Genomic DNA, 26,131 nt, shown 5'->3' on the forward strand with positions numbered 1-26,131 from the left:
TCGAAGACGGCCCCTCCCCGCCAATAACGAGAATATGTATTGGTGTGCCCAGCCAAATCGGATTAGGGTCTCCTAACTTTTGGACTTACGAGACGGGATGAAACCTCCAACGAACAGAGCCGGTTTGCTATCCGGCGCGCGGCGGATCCGCCGCGGCGCTGCGGTTGCGGCGCTCTTCCTGTCGGTAATCGGCCCGACTGCGGCTCAGGACGCGCCCGCCGCCGCGCCGGCCGATGCGGGGGCCGCCAAGGCGACGCCGCCGGATCCGGCTGCCGATCTGGCGGTCCGGCGCGACAGTACCGCGAGCGAGCTCGATGCGCTGTCGAAGACGATCACGCTCTCGCGGGATCGCTCCGAGGCACTCGAAAAGACGATCGCCGAGATCGACAAGAGCAACGAGACCCTGCGTGACGCCCTCGTGGATTCGGCAGCCAAGCGGCAGGAACTCGAACGCCGGATTTCAGACGGCGAAAGAACGCTCGGCGATCTGCGCGTCAAGGAGGATGTGGTGCGGCGCTCGCTGCGCGCCCGCCGCGGCCTTTTGGCCGAAGTGCTCGCCGCCCTCCAGCGCATGGGCCGCAATCCGCCGCCGGCAATCCTCGTGACCCCGGAGGATGCGCTCGGCTCCGTCCGCAGCGCCATTCTGCTCGGCGCCGTCGTTCCCGAAATACGCGAGCAGACCGACAGCCTCGTCGCCGACCTGAAGGCGCTTGCGGATATCCGCAGCGGCATCGCCAGGGAACGCGAGGAACTGACCGCGGCAATGACCGCCCGGCTCGAGGAAGAGCGGCGCATGTCGATGCTCGTTGCCGAAAAGGAGAAGCTGAGGCAACGCAATGCGGCCGATTTGGCGGCCGAACAACGCAAGGCCGAGGAACTCGCCCTGCAGGCGGAGAACCTCGGGGGCCTGATCTCATCGCTCGAAAACGAGATCTCCTCCGTGCGCGAAGCGGCCGCCGCCGCCCGCGCCGAGGAGGAGGAACGCCGCCGCATGAGCGAGGCCGAACGCGAGGCTGCGCGGGAGCTCGCCAGGAGTGCGGTGCCCGACAAAAACCGCATTGCGCCGGCATATGTCTTTTCCGAGCTGCGGGAGCGGCTGGCTTATCCCGTTGCGGGTTCGCTTGTGCGCCGTTTTGGCGACGCGGACGGAACAGGGCATTCGCTGCAGGGGATCATGCTCGAGACCAATGCAGGCGCGCTGGTGACGACGCCGGCGGACGGGTGGATCGTCTATGCCGGGAGTTTCCGCAGCTACGGGCAAATGATCATTCTCAATGCCGGCGACGGGTATCATATCGTGCTCGCCGGCATGGAGAACGTCAGCGTCCGGCCGGGGCAATTCGTCGTGGCCGGGGAGCCGGTGGCGGCGATGGGTGCAAAAAGAGTGGCGAGTGCGGCGGCCTTGGCGCTGGAAACCGACAGGCCGACGCTTTACATTGAATTCAGAAAAGACGGGAAGCCGGTTGATTCCCGACCGTGGTGGACCGCAGCAGAGGTTGGAAGGGCGCGAAATGATACGTAGAGCTTCACTTGTCCTGGTCGGGGCGCTGATGGGCGCGACGGCGATGGGCGTCGTCTACTCGGCAACCATGCCGGCCGTGGCAGCAAATTCGTCGACATACCGCGAACTGGCGATCTTCGGCGACGTCTTCGAGCGCGTGCGCGCGCAATACGTGACGCCGCCGCAGGACGACAAGCTGATCGAGAACGCGATCAACGGCATGCTCACGTCTCTCGACCCGCATTCGAGCTACATGAATTCGACCGACGCCGAAGATATGCGCACCCAGACGCGCGGCGAGTTCGGCGGCCTCGGCATCGAGGTCACCATGGAGGAAGATCTCGTCAAGGTGACCAGTCCGATCGACGACACGCCCGCCGCGCGCGCCGGTGTGCTCGCAGGCGATTTCATCTCGAAGATCGACGGTCAGGACGTCCGCGGCCTCAAGCTCGAGGAAGCGGTCGACAAGATGCGCGGTGCCGTCGGCACGCCGATCAAGCTGACGATCCTGCGCAAGGGAGCCGAAAAGCCGATCGAGCTGACGATCGTACGCGACGTGATCGCGGTACGCGCGGTGAAGGTCCGTGTCGAAGGAGATGTCGGCTATCTCAGGGTCATCTCGTTTACGGAGAAGACCTTCGAAGACCTGAAGAAGGGCATCGAGAAGATCCAGGCGGAAGTTCCCGCGGACAAGCTCAAGGGCTATGTTCTCGACCTGCGCCTCAATCCGGGCGGCCTGCTCGACCAGGCGATCAATGTCTCGGACGCATTCCTGGAGCGTGGCGAGGTCGTTTCGACCCGCGGCCGCAATCCGGATGAAACCCGCCGCTTCAATGCGACCCCGGGCGATCTGGCCGGCGGCAAGCCCGTCGTCGTGCTCGTCAACGGCGGTTCGGCATCCGCGTCGGAAATCGTGGCCGGCGCTCTCCAGGACCTGAAGCGCGCCACCGTTCTCGGCACGCGCTCCTTCGGCAAGGGTTCGGTGCAGACGATCATCCCGCTCGGCGACGCCGGCGCGCTGCGTCTGACGACGGCGCTCTATTACACGCCGTCCGGCAAGTCGATCCAGGGCACCGGCATCACGCCCGACATCAAGGTGGAGCAGCCGCTGCCGCCCGAGCTTCTGGGCAAGGTGGAAGCGCAGGGCGAATCCGATCTGCGCGGCCACATTCCGGGCCAGGAAGAGACCGAAGAGGGCTCCGGCTCGGTCGCCTACGTGCCGCCGGAAACCAAGGACGACATTCAGCTGAACTATGCGTTCGACCTGTTGCGCGGCAAGAAGACGGATCCGTCCTTCCCGGCCAATCCGGAACAGGCGCAGCTGAAGGAATAGCCCCCCTCACCCGCAGAGTTCTGGGCAACATGAATCAAGGAGGCGCCGGGCTGTTCAACCCGGCGCCTTTATATTATCCATCGGCATGCAGCCGCATGTGCGATGATTCTGGCCTCCTTCAAGTCCATCGTCATGGCCAGCGGCGATTCGCGCCAGGATCGAAGCTCGACCGAGGCCCCGTTTGGCAACTGACCTCAATGCCCCCCTGGGCCAGAACCGGAAGGAGAGACCGGCACGCAAGCGCGATCTCGGTCGTGTCCTGCGCTATTGCGGCCTCGGTCTGGGAGCCCTTGCGGTCATCGGGATCTCGGCATGGAGCGCCCTTTCTCCCGGTCACCAGACCCGTTCGCCTGCAATGCCCGCAGCGACCGAATCGGCCCTCGCCACCGAACCAGCGCCACCCTCAGAGGGCCAAAGCAACGGGCCCGGGGCGCTCCACCGGAGCGGTGCTCTCTCCGGCGCACATGTCGAGGAAGTTCTGACCGATGATGGCGCGACGGTCAGGAAATACACGCCGCGTTCGCGCGAAACCGGCGGCCCCGCACTGATCGATGTCGAGCCGACGCGCGGGCAGGACCCCCGCATGGCAGCCCTTCCGAATGAAAGCCTTCTGGAAGACCGCCCCGAAGGCCGCCTGCCGGTCATCGGCCCGGACGGGCTGAGGCCGATGGAGCAGTATGCGCGCCCCTGGTCCGGCGCGCGCGGAACGCGGATCGCCATCGTCGTCGGCGGCCTCGGCCTCAACCAGACGGGGACGCAGCGCGCCATCCGCGATCTGCCGCCGGAAGTGACGCTCGCCTTCGCTGCGGCCGGAAACAGCCTGCAGCGCTGGATGCAGGAGGCGAGGCGTGACGGCCACGAGATCCTGCTGCAGGTGCCGATGGAACCATTCGATTACGCCACCAACGATCCGGGCCCGCACGCGCTGCGCGTTTCTTCCGATGCCGGGAAGAACCTTGCGGAACTGCATCGCAGCATGGGACAGATCACCAACTACACCGGCGTCATGAACTATCTCGGGGGCCGTTTTCTCTCCAATGCGGATGCGCTCGAGCCGGTCATGCGCGATCTCGGCAAGCGGGGCCTTCTGTTCCTGGACGACGGGACGTCGGCGCAATCTCTCTCGGGCACGCTCGCCGGGGCCTTCGACGTGCCGCACGGTTTCGCCGATCTCGTGCTCGATGGCGAACTCAGCCGCAATGCCGTCCTGCGCAGGCTGGACGAGCTGGAGCGGATCGCGCGGAGGAACGGCACCGCGATCGGGGTCGCTTCCGCCTTCGATGAAAGCGTGGCGGCCATTGCCGAATGGATCGAAGAAGCCGGCGGACGGGGCATCGAGGTGGTCGGCGTGGCCGCACTCGTCAAAGATCCGAAACAAAACTGATTTAAGCGCAGTAGACCACAGGGTCATACGGCTCGCGGCAACATGCAAAGGAAGGACGATATGGGGAAGGATAAGGGGCGCGTCATGACGGCTGAGGATCTGCCATATCGGCCATGTGTCGGCGTCATGGTTCTCAACCGGCAGGGACTTGTCTGGGCCGGGCACCGGCTCGCCGTCGGCAATTCCGAATATGACGGTTCGCCGCAGCTCTGGCAGATGCCGCAAGGCGGCATCGACGAGGGCGAGGACCCGCTCGAGGCCGCCTATCGCGAACTCTACGAGGAGACCGGCATCCGCTCGGTCTCGCTCCTCGCAGAGGCGCCGGACTGGATCAATTACGACCTGCCGTCGCACCTGATCGGGATCGGCCTCAAGGGCAAGTACCGCGGCCAGAGGCAGCGCTGGTACGCCTTCCGCTTCGAGGGCGACGAAAGCGAGATCGCCATCAACCCGCCGCCCGGCGGCCACGAGCCGGAATTCGACGCCTGGGAATGGAAGCCCATGCACGAACTTCCGGGCTTGATCGTGCCCTTCAAGCGCAAGGCCTATGAAGAGGTCGTCGCTGCGTTTTCGCATTTGGTGCGGTGAGAGAAGGGCGGCATGTCGCCCCTCATCCGGCCTGCCGGCCACCTTCTCCCCGCAAGCGGGGCGAAGGAAACAAGCGGCAAACGCCAGGCCTCTTCCGCCGTCGAATGCGGGGCAAGGCAGAGCGGCGTGTCCCTTCTCCCCGCAGGCGGGGAGAAGGTGGCGGCAGCCGGTTGAGGGGCTGATTTAATTCGCCGCCCCTTGAGAAGGTTGGAACTTATTCGGCTTCGTCGGCCGAAGCGGCGTTGAGCTGACCGTATTTTTCCTCACCGATCTTGCGGAGCAGATCGAGCTGTGTTTCGAGGAAGTCTATGTGGCCCTCCTCGTCGGCGAGCAGTTCCTCGAAGAGCTTCATCGAGACGTAATCGCCGGCCGCGTGACAGATGTCGCGGGAGTTCTTATAGGCCGTGCGCGCGTCGTACTCGCCGGCAAGATCGGCTTCCAGGACTTCCTTGACGTTCTGGCCGATGCGCAGCGGCGCGACCGTCTGCAGATTCGGGTGGCCTTCGAGGAAGATGATGCGGGAGACGAGCTTGTCGGCGTGGTGCATCTCCTCGATCGACTCGGCGCGCTCCTTCTTGGCGAGCAGCGTATAGCCCCAATCTTCGAGAAGGCGGTAATGCAGCCAGTATTGGTTTACGGCACCGAGTTCGAGATAGAGCGCTTCGTTAAGCTGCTCGATGACCTTTGCGTCGCCTTTCAAGATCCGCCCTCCGGTTTTCTTCATGGAATTGTCTGAGGCGGGTCATGAAATCAAATATATCGGCGTCCGTCGAGTCGCGGCGGGCGTGATATTGCTCGGTGGTGCGGATGATGATGTCGACGACATTGGGAAAACAGCCGCAGCAACGGCCGCGTTTTTCCATCGCATGATAGACTTTCGCCGGCACGATCAACTGCCAACAGTCCTCGTCGAGGAGGCCGACGATCGTGTCCTCGATCTCTTTCTCGGTGATGAAATTGCAACTGCAAACCAGCATTTCGTCGTGTCCATCATACGCAACGCTCTGATTTTGCGATAAAGCAAAAGAGGACATTTGCCGTCAACTAAAAACTCTTCTCCATATGGTTGAGGAATGCATTAGAGCGATTCTAAACTTGACGGAAATCATCGCATTTTCATTACATTAGGCGATTCTAAGGAGAGGATTTTTCCTCCATGACTTGTAATTCCGGCAGCGGTGCCTGCGACATTTTTACACAGGGGGCGCCCTGGAGGCCTCAAGCGGAAGGCGGACTTCGATGCGCGTAACGACTGGGGCTCAATGAAAATTGCGCCCCTTCGGCATGACCTCCGCGACCTGGGCGGCCGCCTCGCCCTCCGGCGCTGCGCGAGCGGGCAGGCCCAGGCGCAATTGCCGGAGTTTTTTCTTTTCGCGGGCGTCCGCGCTCGGCCGCAAGGCCCCGTCCGCGCGGTCGTTGACGCCGAAACGCCGCGCCTCCCGGCGCAGCAGGCCAAGCATCGGCGTTATATCCTCCAGATGATCGGCGACCACGTGAATGACGCCGCTCTGGTTCTGTAAGCGGCCGCGGACTTTCACAAGCCGCGATCCCATGACCTGCCGCCGGTATTTCTGGAACGTCTTTTCCCAGACGATGATATTGGCGATCCCTGTTTCGTCCTCGATCGTCATGAAGATGACGCCATTGGCAGAGCCCGGCCGCTGCCTGACCAGTACAAGGCCTGCCACCGTCACCCATCTTCCAGTTGCGGTTGCCGCCAGATCCCGGCTGCGCAGGATACCCATTCGCGAAAAATCCTCCCGCATGAAGGAAACGGGGTGCGCCTTCAGGGAGAGCGTCAGGGTGCGATAGTCATGAATGACCTGTTCGCCTGCCGGCATATCGGGAAGAGCGACCTTGGGCTCGATCTGCAGATCGTCGGAACCCGCCCCCTCGAAAAGCGGCAATCGCTCCACCGCCGACTGCTCGTCGAGCGCCTTTACCGCCCAGAGGGCCGCCCGCCGGTCGAGGCCTATCGACCGGAAGGCATCAGCATCCGCAAGGCGCTCCAGAACGGAGCGGGAGAGCCCTGATCGAAGCCACAGGTCATGAACGGAGCGGTATCCCTCCCCCCGGCGCGCGACGAGCGCCTTCATATCCGTCTGCTTCAGGCCCTTGACCAGCCGGAAGCCCAGCCGCACGGCCTTCCGGGTTTTGATCACCTCCCGCATGCTGGCGTGGCGCGGGTGGACAGCATTCTTGTCGAAGGCGCCCTCGCCTTCGAGCAGGGCATCCCAATCCGAATGATTGATATCGACCGGCAGCATTCTGACCCCGTGTTCACGGGCATCGCGCACCAGTTGCGCCGGCGCATAGAAACCCATCGGCTGTGCGTTCAGGAGCGCGGCGCAGAAGATGTCCGGATAATAGGTCTTGAGCCAGGCCGAGGCATAGACGAGAGAGGCGAAGGAGGCAGCATGGCTTTCGGGGAAGCCGTATTCGCCGAATCCCTTGATCTGGTTGAAGCAGCGCTCGGCGAATTCCCTCTCGTAGCCATTCGCGACCATGCCCTCCACCATCTTCCGCTCGAAGGTGTGGATCGTACCGGTCCGCTTGAAGGTGGCCATGGCGCGGCGCAGGCGGTCGGCCTCGCTGGGCGAAAAACCGGCCGCTGTGATCGCGATCTGCATCGCCTGCTCCTGGAACAGCGGCACGCCCAGCGTCCTTTCCAGGACCGCCTTCAACTCCGGGCTGGGATACACGACCGCCTCGCCCCTGCGCTGGGCTTCGCGCCGTTTCAGATAGGGATGCACCATATTGCCCTGGATGGGGCCGGGGCGAACGATCGCTACCTCGATCACCAGATCGTACATTTCGCGCGGCTGCAGGCGCGGCAGCATGCTCATCTGCGCCCGGCTTTCGATCTGGAAGACGCCGACCGTATCGGCGCGGCAGATCATGTCGTAAACCGCGTCCCGATGATCCTGGTAGATTTCGGCCAGCGTTATCGGCTCGCCGTAATGCGCTTCCAGAAGCTTGAAACCCTTGGCAAGGCAGGTCAGCATGCCGAGCGCCAGCACGTCGACCTTCAGTATCTTCAGCTCATCGAGATCGTCCTTGTCCCATTCGATCATGTAGCGGTCGGGCATGGGCGTGTTCATGATCGGCACGACCTCGTCGAGCCTGTCGCGGGTAATCACGAAGCCGCCCACATGCTGCGAGAGGTGGCGCGGAAAATTCATGAGCAGACTGGCATAGGCAAGCACGCGCCTGGTGAGAGGGTCCGCCGCGTCGAGCCCCGCCCCTTTCGCCTGCTCCTCGGTGAAAGGCGAGGTGCCCCAGCCCCAGATCGAACTGACGAGAGCCGATTGAACGTCTTCCGAAAGGCCGAAGGCCTTGGCGACCTCGCGCCCGGCGGAGCGCGAGCGATAGCTGATCACCGCGGCGGTCAGGCCCGCATGCTCCTTGCCGTAAGTCCTGTAGATATACTGGATCACCTCTTCGCGCCGCTCGTGCTCGAAGTCGACATCGATATCGGGCGGCTCGTCGCGATCCTTCGACAGGAATCGGTCGAACAGCAGGGTGAATTTCTGCGGATCGACATCGGTGATGCCGAGGCAGAAGCAGACCGAGGAATTGGCCGCCGAGCCCCGCCCCTGGCAGAGAATATTCACGCTGCGGGCAAATTTCACGAGCTTGTGGACGGTCAGGAAATAAGGCTCGTATTTCTTGTCGTGGATGAGCTCGAGCTCATAGTCGATCTGGCGCATCACCTTTTCCGGCACGCCTTCGGGATAGCGCTCCGCCGCACCTTCCGCGACGAGCCGCCGCAAGCTTTCGGCGGGCGTCTCGCCATCGGCGTTTTCATCCGGATATTGGTGGCTGAGCTCGTCGAGGCTGAAGGCGAGCTCGCGGAAAAATTTCCGGGTATTGGCGATCGCCTCGGGATAGTCGCTGAAAAGCCTGGCCATTTCCCTTGGGCCCTTCAGATGCCTTTCGGCATTCTTCTGCAGAAGGAAACCGGCGCCGGCGATCGGCACATGCTCCCGGATGGAGGTGACGACATCCGCGAGCGGCCTGTAATGCGGATCGTGATAGAGCGCGTCATTGGTGGCGAGCAACCCGATGCCGGCCTTTCGGGCAATTGCGGCCAGAACGGCAAAATCATGCCGGTCGAAACCGTCATAATGCGGCGCCAGTCCGAGATAGAGCCGGTTGCCCGCATGCTCCTTCAATGTCCCGAGCAGCACTTCCAGGCTCTCCGGTTCCGGCCGCCCTTCGCCTTGCATGACGATCAGAAGAAGCTCCTCCTGCCATTCGAGCAGGTCGGCGAGATGGAGCGTGCAGTCGCCCTTCTTCGAGCGCAGGTTACCGGCGCTGAGCAGGCGGCAGAGATGCCCCCAGCCCCGCCTGTTCTTCGGATAAGCGAGAATGTCCGGCGTGCCGTCGGCAAAAACCAGGCGGGCGCCCGGCTGGAAGGGATAGCCCTCCACCTTCGCCTTGGCATGAGCCCTGACGACGCCGGCGACGCTGTTGCGGTCGGCAATGCCGAGACCGGCAAGCCCCGCCTTCTTGGCGAATACGACCATCTCCTCGGCCGGCGCCGCCCCTTCGAGAAAGGAGAAATTCGTGCGCGCACCGAGCTCGCAGAAGACAGCATCCGCGCTCATGCGAAAACTCCGTGCATGAACCAGCGGGGCGAGGCGGTCTCCCTTCCGTAGAGACCTTCGCGAAACAGCCAGAAGCGGCGGCCCTCCTGATCCTCTATCCGGAAATAATCCCGCGTCGGATGATCCTCCCCGTCGATCCACCATTCGGCGGCGATGCGCTCCGGCCCTTCGGCACGGGCGACGCGGTAGCGGGTCTTGCGCCAGTTGAAGCTGCGCGGCGCACCCTCGGGCACTTCCGCCGTCGCCTCCACCGGTTCGGGATGCGCGAAAATCCGAAGCGGACGGTTCTCGGGGAAAGCCTTCTCTTCAAGGGCAGGCGTCCTCAGGACCGCGGCCACGTCCGTCACGGCGGCAAATCCGCCCGCCCGTTCCGGCAGATGGCTTTCGGCAAGGGTCGCCTGCATCAGGCAACCGGGCCCGAAACGGGCGGAGACCTTGTCGACGAAGGCCGCGAGCGGCTGGCTTTCGTCGGGGGCGCCGGAAAAATCCTGCTGCGCCGGATCGAGCCTTTCGCTTCTGAGGACCGAGAGCCGGACGATTTCGAAACCATATCCGGCATCGAGATCGTCATGAACCGCCTGCAGCCGCTCGCGAAAGAGGGCGGCGATGCGGACGGCATCGTTCAAGGGCACGGCCGCATGGGCTCGAACGCGGAATACCCGGCCGTCGACGCGGAACAGGAGGAGCTCGAAGAGCCGCCCGCCTTCGCCATGTCGCTCCAGCGAGGAGCGGACATCCCTGGCGAGGTGACGGGTCAGTTCGAGAATGTGTTCCTCGTCCTGCAGCGGCTCGGCGAGCCGGCGTTCGGCGGAGAAGCTCGGCACGGGCAGCCGGGGCGAAAGCGGCTCGTCCTCGAAGCCCCTCGCCTGATCGAGCCTGAGGAGAAGGGAGGAGCCGAAGCGGCGGGCGAGCGGCGCCCGCGGCGCTTCGAGAAGGTCGCCGATCTGTTTCAGCCCGACCCGTTCGAGTGCGGCCGCGGTGTCCGCCGGCAATCGCAGCGCGGCGACCGGCAAGGGTGCCAGCACCGGGTCTCCATCCCCGGGCGCAATGACGTCGGCATCGCCGTAACGGGTGACAGCCCAGGAAAGCCCGGCTGCGGAGGAGACGGTCGCCCGCGCCTCGACGCCGAGAGAGAAAAGACGCGACAGGACATCGCTGATGAGCGCCTTTTCGCCGCCATGAAGATGGGCGCAGCCGGTGATGTCGAGGAACAGGCCATCCGTGCCGTCGAGTGCCACGAGCGGCGTATAGCGGTCGCACCAGTCGGCAAGCGCCTCCAGGAAGGCCTGGTCGGCGGCCGGATCGGCGGCGATCACGTCGAGCGAGGGACACATGGCGCGGGCCTCCGCCGCCCCCTGGCCGCGCTTCAGGCCGATACGCTCTGCAAAAGTATCGAGCGCAACGAGCCGCATGGCATTGTCGATCTTGGCGGCGAAGACGACGGGCGGATGGTCAGGACGCCCGCGCGAAAGCCAGGAGGCGCCCCATCGGCTGCGCGCGACGCGGTCGGTCGGCAGATGCGGAAAGTGGATCGACAGGATCCGTTGGCTCATCGTTTGTCTGAAGAGCGGCGCTCCGGCGCTCATCGAGTGAGTAGAAGCGGCGGTCATGGGCGTTCCATTCGAGAAAGATGTCGTCGGAGGCTTGGCGCCTGCTTTTTTCGACAAGGAGGTGAAAGGCGGGATGGCCGATGCTGCCGCAAAGCACCGAACCATCGGGAAGAGGACGTTCGCCGGCCGGTGCCGGCTTGACCTGGAGCCGGAAGAAGGCGCTGCTCGCCTCCTCCTCGCCCGCCTGACGCAAGACGAGAAGAGGCACGCCGCCCGCCCGGGCCCTCACATGCAGACGCCGGCTCTCGCTCAGGGCGAGACAGGCAGGGTTGCCGCGGATTTCCAGAACGACCACGGCGAAGACCGGTACCGAAAGCGCCGTCTCTGCGATCCACAGCGCATCCTTCACCGTGCGCGCCGAAACGAAGAGGAAGCGCTCGGCATCGAGTCCATAGGCCTTGAGGCCCGGCGCATAAGGCTGACCCGCCTCACAGGCAGCAAGCGTCTGGCTGATCCAAAGGATCGGGGCCAGACGGCCATTCTCCTTCTTCTGCCGTTGATAGAGCACCGCAAGCGCCGCCACGAAACCGGCGGCCGCGCCCGCATCCGGGGTTTCGGCATTGCGGATTTCCATCATGCCCTCGAGCGGCAACCCGCCCTGGAGGACCTCATCGAATTGCGGGACGCCGAGCGGCAGGATCTTGCGGCGCGTGGCCTCCTCCTTGCCGCGGCGAAAGCCGGCAGGGTCGGCCGTCTTGGCCGACCGGACGCATCCCGGCACCCCGCGATCTTCAATCCGCGCAATGGTCTCGCGAAGGGAAAGAACGGTTTGCCGTTGCACGGCGTTTCCGGCCATGACGGTCAGCTCCATCTGCATGTTCATGTTATGTTCTTATGGATTCCAGAGCTGCCCTCAAGAGTCAACAACCAATGTTGAGAATATATTCCTCTTTCTTTTCGGGATAGAATTCATCACTCGAAAAACAAAGGCAAAATCGCTATATGAGGGGCAACAAGGAGTGCCCATGGCCCGCATTGACCAAACCGATGATTGGCGGGAACGCCACGCACCGTCGCTTACCGTATTCGAACAGCTCGCGTTTGAAGCCTACAGCCACCTGCCTGAGGAATTCCGCAAGCTGACGACGGATCTCACGATCGAAATCGCCGACTTTCCAAGCGACGATGTCTTCGAAGACATGGCGCTCGAAACGCCGTTCGACCTGCTGGGCCTGTTCGAAGGCCGCGGTCTCGGTGAACGCTTCACCATGGAAACCGGGGAGTTCCCGAACCGCATCACCCTCTACCGCCGCCCGATCATCGACTACTGGGCCGAAAACGAGGAAACGCTCGGCGATATCATCACCCATGTGCTGATCCACGAGATCGGCCACCATTTCGGCCTGTCGGACGACGACATGGAGCGGATCGAGGAAAGCGTGGAACACGTGGGCGGCTGAGGCCTGTTGAGATTCGGATACCCGCCGCTCCTGCCTGATTTCCTCATCCCTGTGCGCGGGGGCAAGTCCGACCCGAAACGATCCCTACTGCTCCGACAGCTTCATGTCGGGATGATAATCCTTGCCCTCCACTTCCTTCACCACCGCCTGGCCGCACTGCATGTGCTGGGTGTCAGCATTGAAGGCGTAGGTCGGCGGACCGTGCAGCGTCCACCCCTGGTTCAATGCCGCCGTCACCTTGTGGCAGAAGGAGGCATCGTCGGGGCCGGTGAGAAAGCGATAGAGCTTCAAGATTTTGCCTTTCGTTTTTCGATGATGTCCGCCTTGGCGGCGATCTTCATCGCCTGCTCGAGATGGAGGCGCTCGACCATCCGCCCATGAAGGTTGATGACACCCTTTCCGGCATTGTCCGGCAAGGCAAAGGCCTCGATGATCGCGCGCGCCTCCTCGACCGCAGCCTCGTCCGCGGCGAAATGCCGATTGGCCGCATCGATCTGCGCCGGGTGGATCAGCATCTTGCCGTCAAAGCCCATGTCGCGTCCCTGCCGGCACTCCGCCTCGAACCCTTCCGGATCGCGGAAATCGTTGAAGACCGCGTCGATGGCGTCGAGCCCGCTGCCGCGCGCGGCAAGAAGGATCTGCATCAGCCACGGAACGAGATAGGTCCGGCCCGGAAGGGCGGGCACGCCCGTCTCCTTGCGAAGATCGTTCAGCCCGACGACGAAGCAGTCCAGCCGGCCGCCGGAGGTGCGGCCGGTCTCGGCGATCGCCGGCCCGTTCACGACCCCGCGCGGCGTCTCGATCATCGCCCAGAGCCTCAGCTCATCCGGCGCGTCCCTTTCCGAAAGCCAGTCGAGCGCGCCTTGAATATCGGCGGGGCTTTCGACCTTGGGCAGGAGGATGGCATCGGGCCGCGCGGCAAGAGCCGCTGCGAGATCGGCCTCGCCGAAGCCTGAGCCCGCCGCATTGACGCGGATGACCGTTTCGCCCTGCGGCCGGTTGCCGGCAAGATGCCGGACGAGCGCATCGCGCGCCGCAGCCTTGCGGTCCGGCGAGACGGAATCCTCGAGGTCGAAGATCACGGCGTCCGCCGCCAGTTCACGGACCTTGGCGAGTGCGCGCTGATTGTCGGCCGGAACCGAAAGCACCGAGCGGCGCAGCCGCACGGGATGATGGTCGATCGCTCTCATGCCGTTCCCTGTCATGCCGTTCGTTGTGCCTGCCTTTCAACCTTTGCGCAAGCCGAGACGAGCGGACCCTCTTGCAAGCGGCGTGGCCAGCACCCACATGCCGAACAGAAAGGTGACAATCATGCAAAGCATCCGCTCTGTTCTCTTCACGGCCGCCGCCATCACCATCACGCTCGTGGCATTCGTGTTCACCGCCTCGCTGGCCTTGGCGCTCGCCGGGATCGCCGCCATCATTGCCGTCGGCAGCGCGATCGCCGCCAAGCTCAACGGACGGCCCGTGCAGGCTCGTGCGCGCGCACGCGCCAATCCGGGAAGCACTCCGCGCGAGATGCGGGTATGGAAGGACGGGCGCGGGACGATCATCGATCTTTAGAATGGGATTGCCGGAAGCGGGATGAGGCAAGTTGTGAAGCGGTTTTCCGCCCGCCTCCCGCTCCATGAAAGCAGATTCCCCTTCATTTCGGCGCAAAACTGATCTAAACGCTTCTCGAACATTTCCGCTGAAATCGAAGGCCAAGTCATGGACAAGTTCGTCAAGCTCACCGGCGTTGCCGCTCCCCTGCCCGTCGTCAACATCGACACGGACATGATCATTCCGAAGGATTACCTGAAGACGATCAAGCGCACCGGCCTCGGCACGGGGCTTTTCGCCGAGGCGCGCTACAACGAGGACGGCACCCCCAATCCGGACTTCGTCCTCAACAAGCCTGCCTACCAGAACGCCAAGATTCTCGTCGCAGGCGACAATTTCGGCTGCGGCTCCTCGCGCGAGCATGCGCCCTGGGCGCTTCTCGATTTCGGCATCCGCTGCGTCATTTCGACCTCGTTCGCCGACATCTTCTACAACAACTGTTTCAAGAACGGCATCCTGCCCATCGTCGTCAGCCAGGAAGACCTCGACAAGCTGATGGATGACGCCAGCCGCGGCTCCAATGCCATTCTCACGGTCGATCTCGAAGCGCAGGAGATCACCGGTCCGGACGGCGGCTCGATCAAGTTCGAGGTCGATGCCTTCAAGCGCCACTGCCTGCTGAACGGCCTCGACGATATCGGCCTCACGCTCGAAAAGGGCGGTTCCATCGACAATTACGAGAAGGCGACCGCCGCTTCCCGCCCCTGGGCCTGAGCTGCCGGATGACCCGCAAGCTCATCTCGTCCGGCTCGCCTTTCGAAAAGACGGCAGGCTATTCGCGTGCCGTCGCGAAAGGCGACTGGTGCTTCGTCTCCGGCACGACCGGCTACGACTATGCGACCATGACCATGCCGGAAACGGTGGAGGAGCAGGCGCGCAACTGCCTGAAGACGATCGAAGGCGCCCTGAAGGAAGCCGGCTTCTCGCTGTCGGACGTCGTGCGCAACCACTACTACGTCACCGATGCGAGCTTTGCCGACCGCGTCTTCCCGATCTTCGGCGAGACCTTCGGCGAGATCCGCCCGGCCGCGACGATGATCGTCTGCGACCTCATCCGCCCGGAAATGCTGATCGAGATCGAGGTCACGGCGTTTCGGGGATAAGGCAGAACGACGGACAAGGGCTGCCCCCTCACCATGACCCAATCTCCCGCAAGCGGGGCGCGGGGACTGGAGGAGTGCCGCTCATCCCTTCGCCCCGCTTGCGGGGAGAAGGTCGCGGCAGCGGGATGAGGGGCCGCCTCGACGCCGTCGAATCCTTTTTCATTGACCGCGCGGTCCTCCTCGCGCTATCAAATGATCCGTGGTGATTTGGCCGGCCGGCTTGCAGCCACGTTAAAGAAGTCGCTAAAGGGCCGAGGGAACAATGGATTTCCGAGGACCGGTCGCGATCGTTTCGCCGCCGGTTTTTTTGTATTCGATCGAGTGGACGCCCATGCCCATCAAGATACCCGATACGCTGCCCGCCTTCGAAACTCTCGTTCACGAGGGTGTGCGGCTGATGACCGAGACCGAGGCGATCCGCCAGGACATCCGGCCGCTGCAGATCGGGCTTTTGAACCTCATGCCCAACAAGATCAAGACCGAGATCCAGATGGCGCGGCTGATCGGCGCCACGCCGCTTCAGGTCGAATTGACGCTGGTCCGCGTCAATGGCCACCGGCCGAAGAATACGCCCGAAGAGCATCTGCTCGCCTTCTACGAGACCTTCGAGGAGGTGGAGGCCCGCAAGTTCGACGGCTTCATCATCACCGGCGCGCCGATCGAGACGCTCGAATACGAAGAGGTCACCTACTGGAAGGAGTTGCAGCGCATCTTCGACTGGACGACGACCAACGTCCATTCGACGCTGAACGTCTGCTGGGGCGGGATGGCTGCGATCTACCATTTCCACGGGGTTCCGAAATATCCGCTGAAGGAAAAGGCCTTCGGCGTCTACCGCCACCAGAACTTGCAGCCCTCTTCGGTCTATCTGAACGGCTTTTCCGACGATTTCGCCGTTCCCGTTTCGCGCTGGACCGAGGTGCGCCGCGCCGATATCGACCGGGTGCCGGATCTCGAAATCCTGATGGAATCCAAGGAAGTGGGCGTCTGCCTCGTACACGAGAAGAAAGGCAACCGGCTCTACATGTTCAATCACGTCGAATATGATTCGACGTCCCTGTCGGAGGAATATTTCCGCGACGTCGATGCCGGCGTGCCGATCAAGCTGCCGCACGACTATTTCCCCCACAATGACTCCGCACTTCCGCCGCAGAACCGCTGGCGCAGCCATGCACATCTCTTCTTCGGCAACTGGATCAACGAGATCTACCAGACGACGCCCTACGAGCTGGCGAAGATCGGAACCGGAGAGCGTTGAAGCAAAAAGTATGACTTTCCGGTTGCCGCCTCGGCGGAAATGCAGCAGGTTGACGCCGACTCGCGGAAATGGGGAGATGCATGGGAACAGACACGGAAATCTTCGGCCACCTGCCCTCCGGCGAGCCCGTACAGCGCCTGACGCTTAAGGGCGGCGGGCTGACGGCGTCGGTGATCACCTGGGGCTCGGTCATACAGGATTTGCGGCTCGAAGGACATGCAGCCCCGCTCGTGCTCGGCTTCGAGGATTTCGAAAGCTATCCGGCCCATTCCTCCTATTTCGGCGCCACGCCCGGCCGCAACGCCAACCGTATCGGCGGTGGCCGCTTCGCGCTCGAAGGCAAGGCCTATCAACTCGAGCTCAACGAGAACGGCGCAACGCATCTCCACGGCGGCAGCGACAATATCGGCAAGCGCAACTGGTCGCTCCGCAGGCAGGCCGAAGACAGCGTAACGCTCGAGATCACCGATCCGGACGGCCGTGCCGGCTACCCGGGCAATTGCACGATCACCTGCACCTATACGCTGAAACCGGGCGGCACGCTCAACGTCGTCTACGAAACTGAGACCGACGCGCCGACCCTCGCCAATGTCTGCCAGCACAGCTATTTCAACCTCGACGGCGGCTCGGACGCATTCGGCCACGACATCATGATTGCGGCAGACCACTACCTGCCCACCGACGAGCGGCAGATTCCGACGGGCGAGATCCGCCCCGTCGCCGGTACCGCCTTCGATCTGCGCGAAATGACCTCGCTTGGAAGGCAGCTGGACCGCGGCGGAATCGCCTATGACCACAATTTCTGTCTCTCGCCGGAGCGCGTGCAGAAGCGCTCCGTGGCGCTCGTACGCAGCATCAATTCCGGTGTGTCGCTGGAAGTGCTGACGACGGAGCCCGGCGTGCAGCTCTATACCGGAGAAAAGCTCGACGTACCGGTTCCCGGCCTCGAAGGCCGCCGTTACGGCCCCTTCGCCGGCTTCTGCCTCGAAACGCAGATCTGGCCCGATGCGGTGAACCACGAAGGTTTCCCGAAGGCGGTGCTGAGACCGGGCGAAACGCTCCGGCAGGAAACGGATTACGTTTTCACGAAGAACTGAAGCAAGGCAGAGGCCGTTGGAGCACTTTCAGTTTCACCGTTTCATCGAACAGTGAAACGCTCCATCCCGCCGCTAATCGACGCCGCCTTCCACCGGCAGCGCGATACCGGTGACGAATTCGGCTGCGGGCGAGGAAAGAAAGAGAATCTCAGCGTTTCAGCGCCTGGATCGGACTTGACAAACCCCGGCTATGTTACGTTATTACGTTTATAAAGTGAAATGTAATAACGTATCCATGTAGCCGGAACATAGCCTCCGGCCGTCCATGCGACAGTGAGGTTCTCGCCAATGCCCGATCAGCTTGCCCCTACCCCCGTCACCGTCCTTACCGGCTATCTCGGAGCAGGAAAGACCACGCTTCTCAACCGCATCCTCTCCGAGCCGCATGGCAAGAAATTCGCGGTCATCGTCAACGAGTTCGGCGAGGTCGGCATCGATAACGACCTCATCGTCGATGCCGACGAGGAGGTGTTCGAAATGAACAATGGCTGCATCTGCTGCACGGTGCGCGGGGACCTGATCCGCATCATCGAGGCGCTGATGCGCAGGCGCGAGCGGTTCGACGGCATCCTGATAGAGACGACGGGCCTCGCCGACCCCGCGCCGGTCGCCCAGACCTTCTTCGTCGACGAGGATGTCCGCTCCAAGACACGGCTCGACTCCATCATTACCGTTGTCGATGCCAAGCACCTTCTCGGCGAGATCGACCGCGCACATGAAGCGCAGGAGCAATTGGCCTTCGCCGACACGATCATCCTCAACAAGACCGATCTCGTATCGCCCGAAGGCCTGCAGGCCGTGGAGGATCGCATCCGCCGCATCAATCCGACGGCCGGCATCCTCAAGACGCAGCGCTGCAATCTCGAGATCGCCAGCCTGCTCGATCGCAACGCCTTCGATCTCGACCGCATTCTCGAGGTCGAGCCCGACTTTCTCGAAGCGGACCACGATCACGAGCATGACGACCATGTCGCCAGTTTTTCACTGGTCGAACGCCGACCCGTAGACCCGGAAAAATTCTTCCGCTGGCTCCAGACGACCGCCCGGGCCTTCGGCACGGACATGCTGCGGATGAAGGGCATCATCGCCTTTGCCGGCGACACCGACCGCTATGTCGTCCAGGGCGTCCACATGCTGGTGGAAGGCGACCACCAGCGCCCCTGGAAGGAGGGCGAAGAGCGCGTCTCGCGCCTCGTCTTCATCGGCCGCAACCTTCCCAAGGACGTCATCACCGACGGCTTCATGGCATGCTGCGCGAACCCGGCCGTCGTGGGATAGTAGAGAGCTATTGGCAGCTTTTGCGGATGTATGTCCGCAAAGGCTATGCGGCAAACCGGTGGCGAGAAGGGAGCTCGCAATATTGCTTCAGCTTTGGGGCCAGTTGCACCGGTCTACATGCTCACAGCTCTGAGGGCGGCCGGCAAAGCGCGCTCCGGCGCGCGAAAAGCATAGACAAACGCCGCTACGCGGCACGGCCGTGCGAAACGGAAAACGCCCGAAGGGCTCATCAACCTGCTGAATTGTCCGAAGAATTTGGAGCGGGTGAGGCGATTCGAACGCCCGACCCCAACCTTGGCAAGGTTGTGCTCTACCCCTGAGCTACACCCGCTCACAAGACCCAGGCCCGGGGGTAGTCGATGGACCAGGGGTGTCGCCCCGTGTTGCGGCGACGGGCGCTATATGGCCCAAGCCCTTTTCAAATGCAACAGGGAAATGACGCGAACGCCAAGAATTTTTTCGCGAGTGCATTCGAAGGCCGGGAATGCCGCGTTTCCGGTTGCGCTGCGCCGCGCATGAGATTGCGGAACGTCTCGCTCCTCCTTAAAGCAGGCCGAGAGAAGATCGCGACTGCGGAAAGGATGACCATGAACAAGGCTGAGCCGAAGACTGCGGAAGATCTCTTCCGTTTTCTCGACGAACTCGGGATCGAACACAGGACGAAGCGGCACGCGCCGGTCTTCACGGTCGCCGAATCGGTGGCGCTGCGCGATGAAATCCCCGGCGGACATACAAAAAACCTGTTCCTGAAGGACAAAAAGGACAATTATTTCCTTCTGACCGTCGAGGAACACGCGACGGTGGACCTGAAGACCGTTCATCAGACCATCGGCGCGGCAAGCAAGGTCTCCTTCGGCAAGCCGGACAAGCTGATGGAATATCTGGGCGTGATACCGGGCGCCGTCACCGCCTTCGGCGCGATCAACGACACCGAGGGCAAGGTGAAGATCATTCTCGACGAGACGCTGATGGCGTTCGAGACGATCAACTGCCATCCGCTCTCGAACGACCAGACGACCTCGATCGCGTCGAAGGACATGCTGCGCTTCATGGAGGCAACCGGGCACGAGCCGCTTGTCTTGAAAGTGACGGCCTGACATACGATCTTTGGCGCGAATGCATGAAGCCGGACGCCCAAGTCCGCGAGGAGAGAAGAATGAGCGGTAGCGACAATCCCTATCAAGGTTCCTTCGGCACACAGATGACGGGCTCGGCCTCGTTCGGCGGACAGCCGGCAAGCACCGCGAGCGGCCCGAACGACCTGATCCCGGACGACCTGATCAGGGAGACGACAACCGCCGCCTTTACCCGCGACGTGCTCGAGGCATCGCGCCAGCAGCCGGTGCTCGTCGATTTCTGGGCGCCCTGGTGCGGGCCCTGCAAACAACTGACGCCCGTCATCGAGAAGGTGGTGAGGGAAGCCGCCGGCCGGGTGAAGCTCGTCAAGATGAACATCGACGACCATCCATCGATCGCCGGCCAGCTCGGCATCCAGTCCATTCCCGCGGTGATCGCCTTTATCGACGGGCGTCCGGTCGATGGCTTCATGGGCGCCGTGCCCGAGAGCCAGATCAAGGAGTTCATCGATCGAATCGCCGGTCCGGCCGCAGACAACGGCAAGGCCGAGATCGAAAGCGTGCTTGCCGACGCGAAGGCGCTGATCGATGCAGGCGACGCGCAGAACGCCGCCGGTCTCTACGGTGCCGTTCTCCAGGCCGACCCGGAAAACGCCGCGGCTGTCGCCGGCATGATCGAATGCATGATTGCGCTCGGGCAGGTCGCCGAGGCGCGCCAGGCGCTTTCCGGTCTGCCGGAAGCGCTAGCCGGGGAAGCGGCCGTCGCCGCCGTCTCGAAAAAGCTCGACCAGATCGAGGAGGCCCGCAAGCTCGGCGACCCGGCCGCGCTGGAGCGCCAACTCGCGCTCGATCCGGACGACCACGCGGCACGGCTCAAGCTCGCCAAGCTCCGCAATGTCGAGGGCGACCGCACCGCCGCCGCCGAACATCTCCTGACGATCATGAAGCGCGACCGCAGCTTCGAGGACGACGGCGCCCGGCGCGAACTGCTGTCGTTCTTCGAGGTATGGGGCCCGAAGGACCCGGCAACGATCGCCGCGCGGCGCAAGCTGTCGTCGATTCTCTTTTCGTAAGCGGCCTTCGCGTCGAATTTTTTCAGCCCCGCCCGATCGATTCCGGTGTATTTCTCCCTTGAGATTTCGAAGGGCCGCACCATTTTTTGGTCCTACGGCACCGCGCCTCGATAAGGCGCGGCCGCTATCTGCAGGATCTGTCGGAATGCATGTCGGAAATGCGCGCTATCTCGGTCCGAAGGACTTACCGGAGATTCTTCCGGTGTTTCCCTTGACGGGCGCGCTCCTGCTTCCCGGCGCACAGCTCCCGCTCAACATCTTCGAGCCGCGCTATCTCGCCATGTTCGACGATGCGCTCGCCGGCAACCGGCTGATCGGCATCGTTCAGCCCTCTTTTGCGGAAGGCCGCAACGACATCGACGCCTCGTCGGTACCGGCGCTTTGTCAGGTGGGCTGCATCGGCCGGATCACCTCTTTCGCCGAGACCGGCGACGGCCGTTACATCACCTCTCTCACCGGCGTGTGCCGCTTCCGGCTTTTCGCAGAGGTGGCCGGCTGCCGCGGCTATCGCCGTTTCCGCATCGGCCCGTTCGGGAGCGATCTCGAAAATCCGGACGATGAGAGCCTCGTCGACCGGGAGGCGCTCCTCGCAGCCTTCCGGGCCTATCTCGACGCCAACAAGCTCGAAGCCGACTGGGAAAGCGTGGAACGCGCCAGCAATCGTACCCTCGTCAACTCCATGGCAATGATGTCGCCCTATGGACCGGCGGAGAAACAGGCGTTGCTGGAGGCTCCCGACCTGAAGACGCGGGCCGAAACGCTGATCGCCATCACCGAGATCGTGCTCGCCCGCAACTTCGGCGACCTCGACAATATTCTGCAATGAAAAGAGCGATGGACATCAACGCCAGCAAGGTCGATCCGAAACTCCTGGAACTGCTCGTCTGCCCTCTGACCAAGGGCCGCCTCAGCTACGATCCGGAAGCCAACGAACTGGTGTCCGAAAAGGCCCGCCTCGCCTATCCGATCCGCGACGGCGTGCCGATCATGCTGGTCTCCGAGGCGCGCAAGATCGAGGATTGAGGGTCGACGTTTCGGTGCGGTCAGGCTGCCTGAGCTTCGTGATTTGGGTTAACCCCCACGCGGGGATTTGCCCTTCTCCTCGGGTTCAACCCGAGGACTAACCCTCTCCCCGCAAGCGGGGAGAGGGGATTGATGCGTTTGCCGCTTGTCGCGCCGGTGCGGCGGATACTGCTCATGAAGGGGATCCCTCGGGAACCCAACCGCCTCAACCCCGCTCGGTCGGGATTGCCCCTCAACCGGCTGCCGCCACCTTCTCCCCGCAGGCGGCAGGGCTGTCCGGGGAAAGTTCCGGGTGAATCGAAATGTCGCAGGCGCATGCCCCGTCAGACGGCGTTTTTCCGTCTATTTTCTGGTTGTCGAGACTCAGAAAAGGAGACGGAGCATGCGGTTCACCCCTAGCATTTTCGCCCAGCTGCTGAAAGCGATTGATCGCCGCAGCTTTCAGGCGATTGTGGATCGTCATGCCGGGGATGCCTACGACAAGTGCTTTACCAGCTGGGATCATCTGGTGGCACTGATCTATGCCCAGTTGAGCGCCACGACCAGCCTGCGCGGGTTGGAGGCGAGCTTCAACGCCAACAGTCAGCATCATTACCATCTCGGCAGTGGCCGGCTGATGCGCTCGACGCTGTCGGACGCCAACCGCCGCCGCCCGGTCGCCGTCTTCGCCGAGACCTTCGCGCTTCTGGCCGGTCAGCTCGACCGGCAGACGCGCCGGGAGGGCACCAAGATGCTGCGGCTGATCGATTCGACCCCGATCCCGCTGGGTAAGCTGTACGATTGGGCCAAGTCGAACGGCCGCATCCGCGGCATGAAGCTGCATGTCGTCTATGATCCCAAGGCCGATTGTCCAGGCATCCTCGACATCACCGACGCCAACGTCAACGACGCCCAGATCGGCCGCACGATCACCATCGAAAAGGGCGCAACCTATGTCTTCGACAAGGGCTACTGCCATTACGGCTGGTGGACGGCGATCGCCGAAGCCGGCGCCAGTTTCGTCACCCGGCCGAAGACCAACATGGGACTGGCTCTGGTCGCTGAACGCCCCGTTGAGCAACCTCAAGGCGATGGCTTCCTGGTCCTCGAAGACAGCCAGGTCAGCCTCGCCAGCAAGGGCGATTCCAAGCTGCCGATCGGCTTGCGCCGGGTAATCGTCAAGCGCCAGGACGGCGATACGATCACGCTTCTGACCAACGACCTCGAGCGCTCCGCCGTCGAGATCGGCCAGCTCTATAAGGATCGCTGGCAGATCGAGCTTCTGTTCCGCTGGATCAAACAGCACCTCAAGATCCGCAAGTTCCTCGGCAACAACGACAACGCCATCCGCCTGCAGATCTTCGCGGCGATGATCGCCTATGCACTGTTGCGCATCGCCGCCCGCCTCGCCCGCGTCCCTCTACCGATCCTGCGCTTCACCGACCTCGTCACCCAGTGCCTGTTCCAGCGCAAAAGCATCGCCGAAATCCACAAGCCGCCGCAGGTCAATCCAAGCCGACCAAAACCCCGGACCATCCCAAACCAAATGGTCTTCCGCTATGCATGAATTTTCCCCGGACAGCCCTGCGCAGGCGGGGAGAAGGGATATGCCGCGCCCCGCTCGCTCCCTCGGGCGGACAGTGAATGCGGGGTTCAGTTGGCGCCGCTTGTCCCTTCTCCCCGCCTGCGGGGAGAAGCGCAACCATTAGACTAAGCGCAAGAATTTTGTTGTGGCGCGCTTTTCGTCCATGGGGTTTGGCGCTTGACGACGGTGTTGGCGAAGATGATGAGTTTGCGGACGCAGGCGATGAGCGCCGCTTTGTGGGATTTGCCTTTTGCGGTGAGACGGTCGTAGAGCTCAACCAGCGTCTCGTTCCAGCGCTGCGACGCCGGTAAGGCGGCATTGAACAGGGCCCTGCGGACGCGCGCCCGTCCGCCGGCGATATGGCGCTCGCCTTCACGCTTGCCGCTCTGGTCGTCATAAGGCGCCACGCCGGTCAGCGCGGCGATCTCCTCACGGTCGACCCTGCCGAGTTCGGGCATCAGAATGACCAGGGTGAGTGCCGTACGGATGCCGATGCCGTCGATGCTTTCGATCAGATCAAGCTTCCGGGCGAGATCGTCATGCTCGCGGACAGCGGCCTGCAACAGCGCGAGCTGGGCTTTGCAACGGCTCTTGAGCTCACCGATGGAACGATCGATCTCCTCGAGGATCCGCCTGTCGGTGAAACGCTCGCGGCGGGTCTTGAGGCAGGCTATATCGGCTTCGATCTGCTCGATGAACAGCAGCCATTCGCCAAACGCGATCAGCCGGCTATCCGGCGCATGGCATCGCGCATCCGAACGGGCAGCGCACTCGGCGATCAGCGCGGCGTCGAGCTGGTCGTTCTTGGCTCGGCGCAGCTTATAGAGGCCGAAAGCGCGCACTTGCCGCGGCTGCAGCAGGACGACCTCAAAGCCTCTCTGATGCAGATACGCAATCACGTCGCGCTCATATCCGCCGGACGCTTCGATCCCGACCCGTCCGATCCCCTGCCGCTCGAGCCAGTCAGCCAGAGTCTGCCAGCCGTCGGCGTTGTTGGGCACTTTCTGTTTGTCGCTCACCGGGTAGGTGGCGACATCAAGCCATATCTTCCCGGTATCAATACCGGCCGCTTTCATGCTAATCTCGGTCATCCTTGTCGTCCCTGCCTTGCATACGAACCAGGTTGTTCCAGCAACCATTCGGGCCACGATGAGGAACCGACCGCGATCCTGCTTCTCCGTAACCCCCAAAGGTTCTGGTGCCGGCGATCCGACGGTCGGCGCCTTTGGCCGGGCGGTCGCCCGGCCAAAGGCATACCGAATCCTTTACAACATTTCTTATGCAAGGTGCCGGTAGGCGGATGAGGGGCGGACAGAGGCACAAACGGTTGCGTTCAAATCGGCTCGCCGGCGAGCAGCCGCGGATCGGTTCTGCCGGGAGTGCCCGCCGCCTGGCGGATGAAGAACTTCTTGAGCGACGGCAGGCGATCGACGAGGCCGAGGCCGAGGTCGCGCACGACCCGCACGGGCATGATGTCGTTGGAGAAGAGCCGGTTGAGGACGTCCGTCGTAACGCCCATCCGGAAGGTATCGAAGCGCCGCCACGTCTGGTAGCGCTCCAGAACCGCGAGCGAGCCGATATCGAGGCCGAGGCGGTCCGCCTCGACGATCGTTTCGGCGAGGGCCGCGACATCCTTGAAGCCGAGATTGAGTCCCTGGCCGGAAATCGGGTGGATGCCGTGCGCGGCATCCCCGGCGAGCGCGAAACGCGGTGCAACGAAGTCGCGGGCAAGCGTGAGGCCGAGCGGGAAGGCACGCCGGCCGCCGACCACCTTGAGACGGCCGAGCTTATGGCCGAAACGGCGCTCCAGTTCCTCCTCGAAGATGAAATCGTCCTCCTTCACCAGACGCTCGGCATCATAGGTGCTCTCGGTCCAGACGAGCGAGGAACGGTTGTTCTTGAGCGGCAGCGTCGCGAAGGGACCGGCAGGCAGGAAATGCTCCTCCGCCGTCCCGCCATGCGGACGCTCGTGCTCGACGGTGGTGACGATGCCGGACTGGCCGTAATCGAACTCGACGACCTTGATGCCCGCCGCCTCGCGCAGCCTCGAACGAACGCCGTCGCAGGCGACCAGCAGCCGCGCCTCGATCGTCTCGCCGCCCGCCAGAGTGACGGCGACGGAATGATCTCCGCTCTTGAAGCTCTCCACCACGGTCGACTGCCGGATCGAAACGCCGAGCTCGTCACAGGCGCGGCGCAACGCACCGACGAGCGCCGTATTCGGCACCATATGGGCGAAGGGGCGGCCGTCGCCGCCACTATCCTCGCCCCCGCCCTCGAATGTAAGGAAGACCGGTCGGACCGGATCGGCCGTCTTCGAATCGGTGATCACCATCCTGAGGATCGGCTCGGCCTCGGGCGCGATCGCCTGCCAGACGCCGAGGACGTCGAGCATCCGCTCGGCAGCGGCGGCGACGGCCGATGCCCGTTCGTCCTTCGTCCACACGCCTTCCGGCGCGGCATCGACGACCATGACATCGAGATGGGGGGCCGCCTTTTTCAGCGATACGGCAAGCGAGAGGCCGACATAGCCGCCCCCGGCAATCAGAACGTCGATCATCCGCCTCGTCTCCCGTCGCACTTGAAGCATCATCTCGTGCCTATATAGATCAATGCCAACGCCGTTCCTAC

The 26,131-nt window shown here is 63.1% G+C and carries 25 protein-coding genes, 1 tRNA gene and 1 riboswitch; of the genes, 16 read left to right on the plus strand and 10 right to left on the minus strand.

Annotated features, from left to right (window positions below; translation table 11 throughout):
* The first annotated feature begins 97 nt into the window (after positions 1-97).
* The 4 genes from PZL22_RS17145 to PZL22_RS17160 all read left to right on the plus strand — a co-directional run bounded on the left by PZL22_RS17145 (position 98) and on the right by PZL22_RS17160 (position 4,806).
* Positions 98-1,522, plus strand: coding sequence for a murein hydrolase activator EnvC family protein (locus PZL22_RS17145; protein WP_033048865.1), 1,425 nt, complete (start codon positions 98-100; stop codon positions 1,520-1,522).
* Positions 1,512-2,834, plus strand: coding sequence for a S41 family peptidase (locus tag PZL22_RS17150; protein WP_003531244.1), 1,323 nt, complete (start codon positions 1,512-1,514; stop codon positions 2,832-2,834). The genes PZL22_RS17145 and PZL22_RS17150 overlap by 11 nt, the downstream gene beginning before the upstream one ends.
* 181 nt (positions 2,835-3,015) lie before the next feature.
* Positions 3,016-4,218 (plus strand): divergent polysaccharide deacetylase family protein, encoded by a 1,203-nt coding sequence (locus PZL22_RS17155; RefSeq protein WP_003531262.1) that lies wholly within the window; start codon positions 3,016-3,018, stop codon positions 4,216-4,218.
* A 60-nt stretch (positions 4,219-4,278) separates the two neighbouring features.
* Positions 4,279-4,806: an RNA pyrophosphohydrolase gene (locus PZL22_RS17160; protein WP_003531265.1), complete on the plus strand. Its 528-nt coding sequence runs from the start codon at positions 4,279-4,281 to the stop codon at positions 4,804-4,806.
* A gap of 214 nt (positions 4,807-5,020) precedes the next feature.
* On the opposite strand, the gene bfr is transcribed toward PZL22_RS17160, so the two are convergent.
* The 5 genes from bfr to PZL22_RS17185 form a co-directional block, all read right to left on the minus strand.
* On the minus strand, positions 5,021-5,506 hold the full coding sequence (gene bfr / locus PZL22_RS17165; protein ID WP_003531268.1) for a bacterioferritin: 486 nt from the start codon (positions 5,504-5,506) through the stop codon (positions 5,021-5,023).
* Complete coding sequence (locus PZL22_RS17170; protein ID WP_003531270.1) at positions 5,472-5,783, minus strand: (2Fe-2S)-binding protein; 312 nt, start codon at positions 5,781-5,783, stop codon at positions 5,472-5,474. The genes bfr and PZL22_RS17170 overlap by 35 nt, the downstream gene beginning before the upstream one ends.
* Positions 5,784-6,065: 282 nt before the next feature.
* Positions 6,066-9,416, minus strand: a complete 3,351-nt coding sequence (locus PZL22_RS17175) for an error-prone DNA polymerase (RefSeq protein WP_003531272.1) — start codon at positions 9,414-9,416, stop codon at positions 6,066-6,068.
* Entirely contained in the window at positions 9,413-10,969 is a 1,557-nt protein-coding gene (locus tag PZL22_RS17180; protein WP_003531273.1) for a DUF6504 family protein, read from the minus strand. Before PZL22_RS17180 ends, PZL22_RS17175 begins: the two co-directional genes overlap by 4 nt.
* Positions 10,869-11,849: an ImuA family protein gene (locus PZL22_RS17185; RefSeq protein ID WP_003531283.1), complete on the minus strand. Its 981-nt coding sequence runs from the start codon at positions 11,847-11,849 to the stop codon at positions 10,869-10,871. Before PZL22_RS17185 ends, PZL22_RS17180 begins: the two co-directional genes overlap by 101 nt.
* Positions 11,850-11,991: 142 nt before the next feature.
* On the opposite strand from PZL22_RS17185, the gene PZL22_RS17190 reads away from it, so the two are divergent.
* Entirely contained in the window at positions 11,992-12,426 is a 435-nt protein-coding gene (locus PZL22_RS17190; protein WP_003531284.1) for a metallopeptidase family protein, read from the plus strand.
* Positions 12,427-12,510: 84 nt separating this feature from the next.
* On the opposite strand, the gene PZL22_RS17195 is transcribed toward PZL22_RS17190, so the two are convergent.
* Together PZL22_RS17195 and PZL22_RS17200 are read right to left on the minus strand one after the other, a co-directional pair.
* Positions 12,511-12,717: a DUF1737 domain-containing protein gene (locus PZL22_RS17195; protein ID WP_003531285.1), complete on the minus strand. Its 207-nt coding sequence runs from the start codon at positions 12,715-12,717 to the stop codon at positions 12,511-12,513.
* Positions 12,714-13,616, minus strand: coding sequence for an HpcH/HpaI aldolase/citrate lyase family protein (locus PZL22_RS17200; RefSeq protein WP_003531287.1), 903 nt, complete (start codon positions 13,614-13,616; stop codon positions 12,714-12,716). Before PZL22_RS17200 ends, PZL22_RS17195 begins: the two co-directional genes overlap by 4 nt.
* Before the next feature lie 121 nt (positions 13,617-13,737).
* On the opposite strand from PZL22_RS17200, the gene PZL22_RS17205 reads away from it, so the two are divergent.
* The 6 genes from PZL22_RS17205 to PZL22_RS17230 all read left to right on the plus strand — a co-directional run bounded on the left by PZL22_RS17205 (position 13,738) and on the right by PZL22_RS17230 (position 18,764).
* Positions 13,738-13,989: a hypothetical protein gene (locus PZL22_RS17205; protein ID WP_127517236.1), complete on the plus strand. Its 252-nt coding sequence runs from the start codon at positions 13,738-13,740 to the stop codon at positions 13,987-13,989.
* Positions 13,990-14,136: 147 nt separating this feature from the next.
* Positions 14,137-14,742: a 3-isopropylmalate dehydratase small subunit gene (leuD, locus tag PZL22_RS17210; RefSeq protein WP_003531292.1), complete on the plus strand. Its 606-nt coding sequence runs from the start codon at positions 14,137-14,139 to the stop codon at positions 14,740-14,742.
* 8 nt (positions 14,743-14,750) lie between these two features.
* Positions 14,751-15,131 (plus strand): RidA family protein, encoded by a 381-nt coding sequence (locus PZL22_RS17215; RefSeq protein ID WP_003531294.1) that lies wholly within the window; start codon positions 14,751-14,753, stop codon positions 15,129-15,131.
* Between the two features lie 189 nt (positions 15,132-15,320).
* Positions 15,321-15,398, plus strand: a riboswitch (SAM riboswitch).
* Complete coding sequence (gene metA, locus PZL22_RS17220) at positions 15,394-16,389, plus strand: homoserine O-acetyltransferase MetA (RefSeq protein ID WP_027993241.1); 996 nt, start codon at positions 15,394-15,396, stop codon at positions 16,387-16,389. It overlaps the preceding riboswitch by 5 nt.
* Before the next feature lie 80 nt (positions 16,390-16,469).
* Positions 16,470-17,486: an aldose epimerase family protein gene (locus PZL22_RS17225; protein WP_284718516.1), complete on the plus strand. Its 1,017-nt coding sequence runs from the start codon at positions 16,470-16,472 to the stop codon at positions 17,484-17,486.
* Between the two features lie 288 nt (positions 17,487-17,774).
* Positions 17,775-18,764, plus strand: coding sequence for a CobW family GTP-binding protein (locus PZL22_RS17230; RefSeq protein WP_003537568.1), 990 nt, complete (start codon positions 17,775-17,777; stop codon positions 18,762-18,764).
* Positions 18,765-19,020: 256 nt separating this feature from the next.
* Here the strand turns inward: PZL22_RS17230 and PZL22_RS17235 are convergent.
* Positions 19,021-19,095: transfer RNA gene (locus PZL22_RS17235), tRNA-Gly, on the minus strand.
* 256 nt (positions 19,096-19,351) lie between these two features.
* Between PZL22_RS17235 and PZL22_RS17240 the strand changes: the two genes are divergently transcribed.
* The 5 genes from PZL22_RS17240 (at position 19,352) to PZL22_RS17260 (ending at position 23,482) form a co-directional block, all read left to right on the plus strand.
* The gene (locus PZL22_RS17240; protein WP_033049458.1) at positions 19,352-19,861 is read left to right on the plus strand and encodes a prolyl-tRNA synthetase associated domain-containing protein; all 510 of its coding nucleotides are present in this window, start codon (positions 19,352-19,354) and stop codon (positions 19,859-19,861) included.
* 59 nt (positions 19,862-19,920) lie between these two features.
* Positions 19,921-20,913 (plus strand): thioredoxin, encoded by a 993-nt coding sequence (gene trxA, locus PZL22_RS17245; protein WP_003537572.1) that lies wholly within the window; start codon positions 19,921-19,923, stop codon positions 20,911-20,913.
* 145 nt (positions 20,914-21,058) lie between these two features.
* Positions 21,059-21,739 carry an LON peptidase substrate-binding domain-containing protein gene (locus PZL22_RS17250; RefSeq protein ID WP_003537574.1) on the plus strand — a complete coding sequence of 227 codons (681 nt, stop codon included), beginning with the start codon at positions 21,059-21,061 and terminating at the stop codon, positions 21,737-21,739.
* An 8-nt stretch (positions 21,740-21,747) separates the two neighbouring features.
* Positions 21,748-21,936, plus strand: coding sequence for a Trm112 family protein (locus PZL22_RS17255; RefSeq protein WP_003537577.1), 189 nt, complete (start codon positions 21,748-21,750; stop codon positions 21,934-21,936).
* 382 nt (positions 21,937-22,318) lie between these two features.
* Positions 22,319-23,482 carry an IS4-like element ISRm16 family transposase gene (locus PZL22_RS17260; RefSeq protein ID WP_003537933.1) on the plus strand — a complete coding sequence of 388 codons (1,164 nt, stop codon included), beginning with the start codon at positions 22,319-22,321 and terminating at the stop codon, positions 23,480-23,482.
* Positions 23,483-23,625: 143 nt separating this feature from the next.
* Here the strand turns inward: PZL22_RS17260 and PZL22_RS17265 are convergent, their stop codons facing one another.
* Together PZL22_RS17265 and PZL22_RS17270 are read right to left on the minus strand one after the other, a co-directional pair.
* Positions 23,626-24,591: an IS110 family RNA-guided transposase gene (locus tag PZL22_RS17265; RefSeq protein WP_013844028.1), complete on the minus strand. Its 966-nt coding sequence runs from the start codon at positions 24,589-24,591 to the stop codon at positions 23,626-23,628.
* A 242-nt stretch (positions 24,592-24,833) separates the two neighbouring features.
* The gene (locus PZL22_RS17270) at positions 24,834-26,090 is read right to left on the minus strand and encodes a ubiquinone biosynthesis hydroxylase (protein WP_080573392.1); all 1,257 of its coding nucleotides are present in this window, start codon (positions 26,088-26,090) and stop codon (positions 24,834-24,836) included.
* Positions 26,091-26,131 lie beyond the last annotated feature (41 nt).

The sequence above is a fragment of the Ensifer meliloti genome (assembly GCF_030064585.1).
GTDB lineage: Bacteria > Pseudomonadota > Alphaproteobacteria > Rhizobiales > Rhizobiaceae > Sinorhizobium > Sinorhizobium meliloti.

Excerpts from the sequence above, each read along its gene's own strand:
- PZL22_RS17145 (WP_033048865.1), top strand. The coding sequence starts at position 98 with ATGAAACCTCCAACGAACAGAGCCGGTTTGCTATCCGGCGCGCGGCGG.
- PZL22_RS17150 (WP_003531244.1), top strand. The coding sequence starts at position 1,512 with ATGATACGTAGAGCTTCACTTGTCCTGGTCGGGGCGCTGATGGGCGCG.
- PZL22_RS17160 (WP_003531265.1), top strand. The coding sequence starts at position 4,279 with ATGGGGAAGGATAAGGGGCGCGTCATGACGGCTGAGGATCTGCCATAT.
- PZL22_RS17170 (WP_003531270.1), bottom strand. The coding sequence starts at position 5,783 with ATGCTGGTTTGCAGTTGCAATTTCATCACCGAGAAAGAGATCGAGGAC.
- PZL22_RS17175 (WP_003531272.1), bottom strand. The coding sequence starts at position 9,416 with ATGAGCGCGGATGCTGTCTTCTGCGAGCTCGGTGCGCGCACGAATTTC.
- PZL22_RS17180 (WP_003531273.1), bottom strand. The coding sequence starts at position 10,969 with ATGAGCCAACGGATCCTGTCGATCCACTTTCCGCATCTGCCGACCGAC.
- PZL22_RS17185 (WP_003531283.1), bottom strand. The coding sequence starts at position 11,849 with ATGAACATGCAGATGGAGCTGACCGTCATGGCCGGAAACGCCGTGCAA.
- PZL22_RS17190 (WP_003531284.1), top strand. The coding sequence starts at position 11,992 with ATGGCCCGCATTGACCAAACCGATGATTGGCGGGAACGCCACGCACCG.
- PZL22_RS17200 (WP_003531287.1), bottom strand. The coding sequence starts at position 13,616 with ATGAGAGCGATCGACCATCATCCCGTGCGGCTGCGCCGCTCGGTGCTT.
- PZL22_RS17205 (WP_127517236.1), top strand. The coding sequence starts at position 13,738 with ATGCAAAGCATCCGCTCTGTTCTCTTCACGGCCGCCGCCATCACCATC.
- leuD (WP_003531292.1), top strand. The coding sequence starts at position 14,137 with ATGGACAAGTTCGTCAAGCTCACCGGCGTTGCCGCTCCCCTGCCCGTC.
- PZL22_RS17215 (WP_003531294.1), top strand. The coding sequence starts at position 14,751 with ATGACCCGCAAGCTCATCTCGTCCGGCTCGCCTTTCGAAAAGACGGCA.
- metA (WP_027993241.1), top strand. The coding sequence starts at position 15,394 with ATGGATTTCCGAGGACCGGTCGCGATCGTTTCGCCGCCGGTTTTTTTG.
- PZL22_RS17225 (WP_284718516.1), top strand. The coding sequence starts at position 16,470 with ATGGGAACAGACACGGAAATCTTCGGCCACCTGCCCTCCGGCGAGCCC.
- PZL22_RS17230 (WP_003537568.1), top strand. The coding sequence starts at position 17,775 with ATGCCCGATCAGCTTGCCCCTACCCCCGTCACCGTCCTTACCGGCTAT.
- PZL22_RS17240 (WP_033049458.1), top strand. The coding sequence starts at position 19,352 with ATGAACAAGGCTGAGCCGAAGACTGCGGAAGATCTCTTCCGTTTTCTC.
- trxA (WP_003537572.1), top strand. The coding sequence starts at position 19,921 with ATGAGCGGTAGCGACAATCCCTATCAAGGTTCCTTCGGCACACAGATG.
- PZL22_RS17250 (WP_003537574.1), top strand. The coding sequence starts at position 21,059 with ATGCATGTCGGAAATGCGCGCTATCTCGGTCCGAAGGACTTACCGGAG.
- PZL22_RS17255 (WP_003537577.1), top strand. The coding sequence starts at position 21,748 with ATGGACATCAACGCCAGCAAGGTCGATCCGAAACTCCTGGAACTGCTC.
- PZL22_RS17260 (WP_003537933.1), top strand. The coding sequence starts at position 22,319 with ATGCGGTTCACCCCTAGCATTTTCGCCCAGCTGCTGAAAGCGATTGAT.
- PZL22_RS17265 (WP_013844028.1), bottom strand. The coding sequence starts at position 24,591 with ATGACCGAGATTAGCATGAAAGCGGCCGGTATTGATACCGGGAAGATA.
- PZL22_RS17270 (WP_080573392.1), bottom strand. The coding sequence starts at position 26,090 with ATGCTTCAAGTGCGACGGGAGACGAGGCGGATGATCGACGTTCTGATT.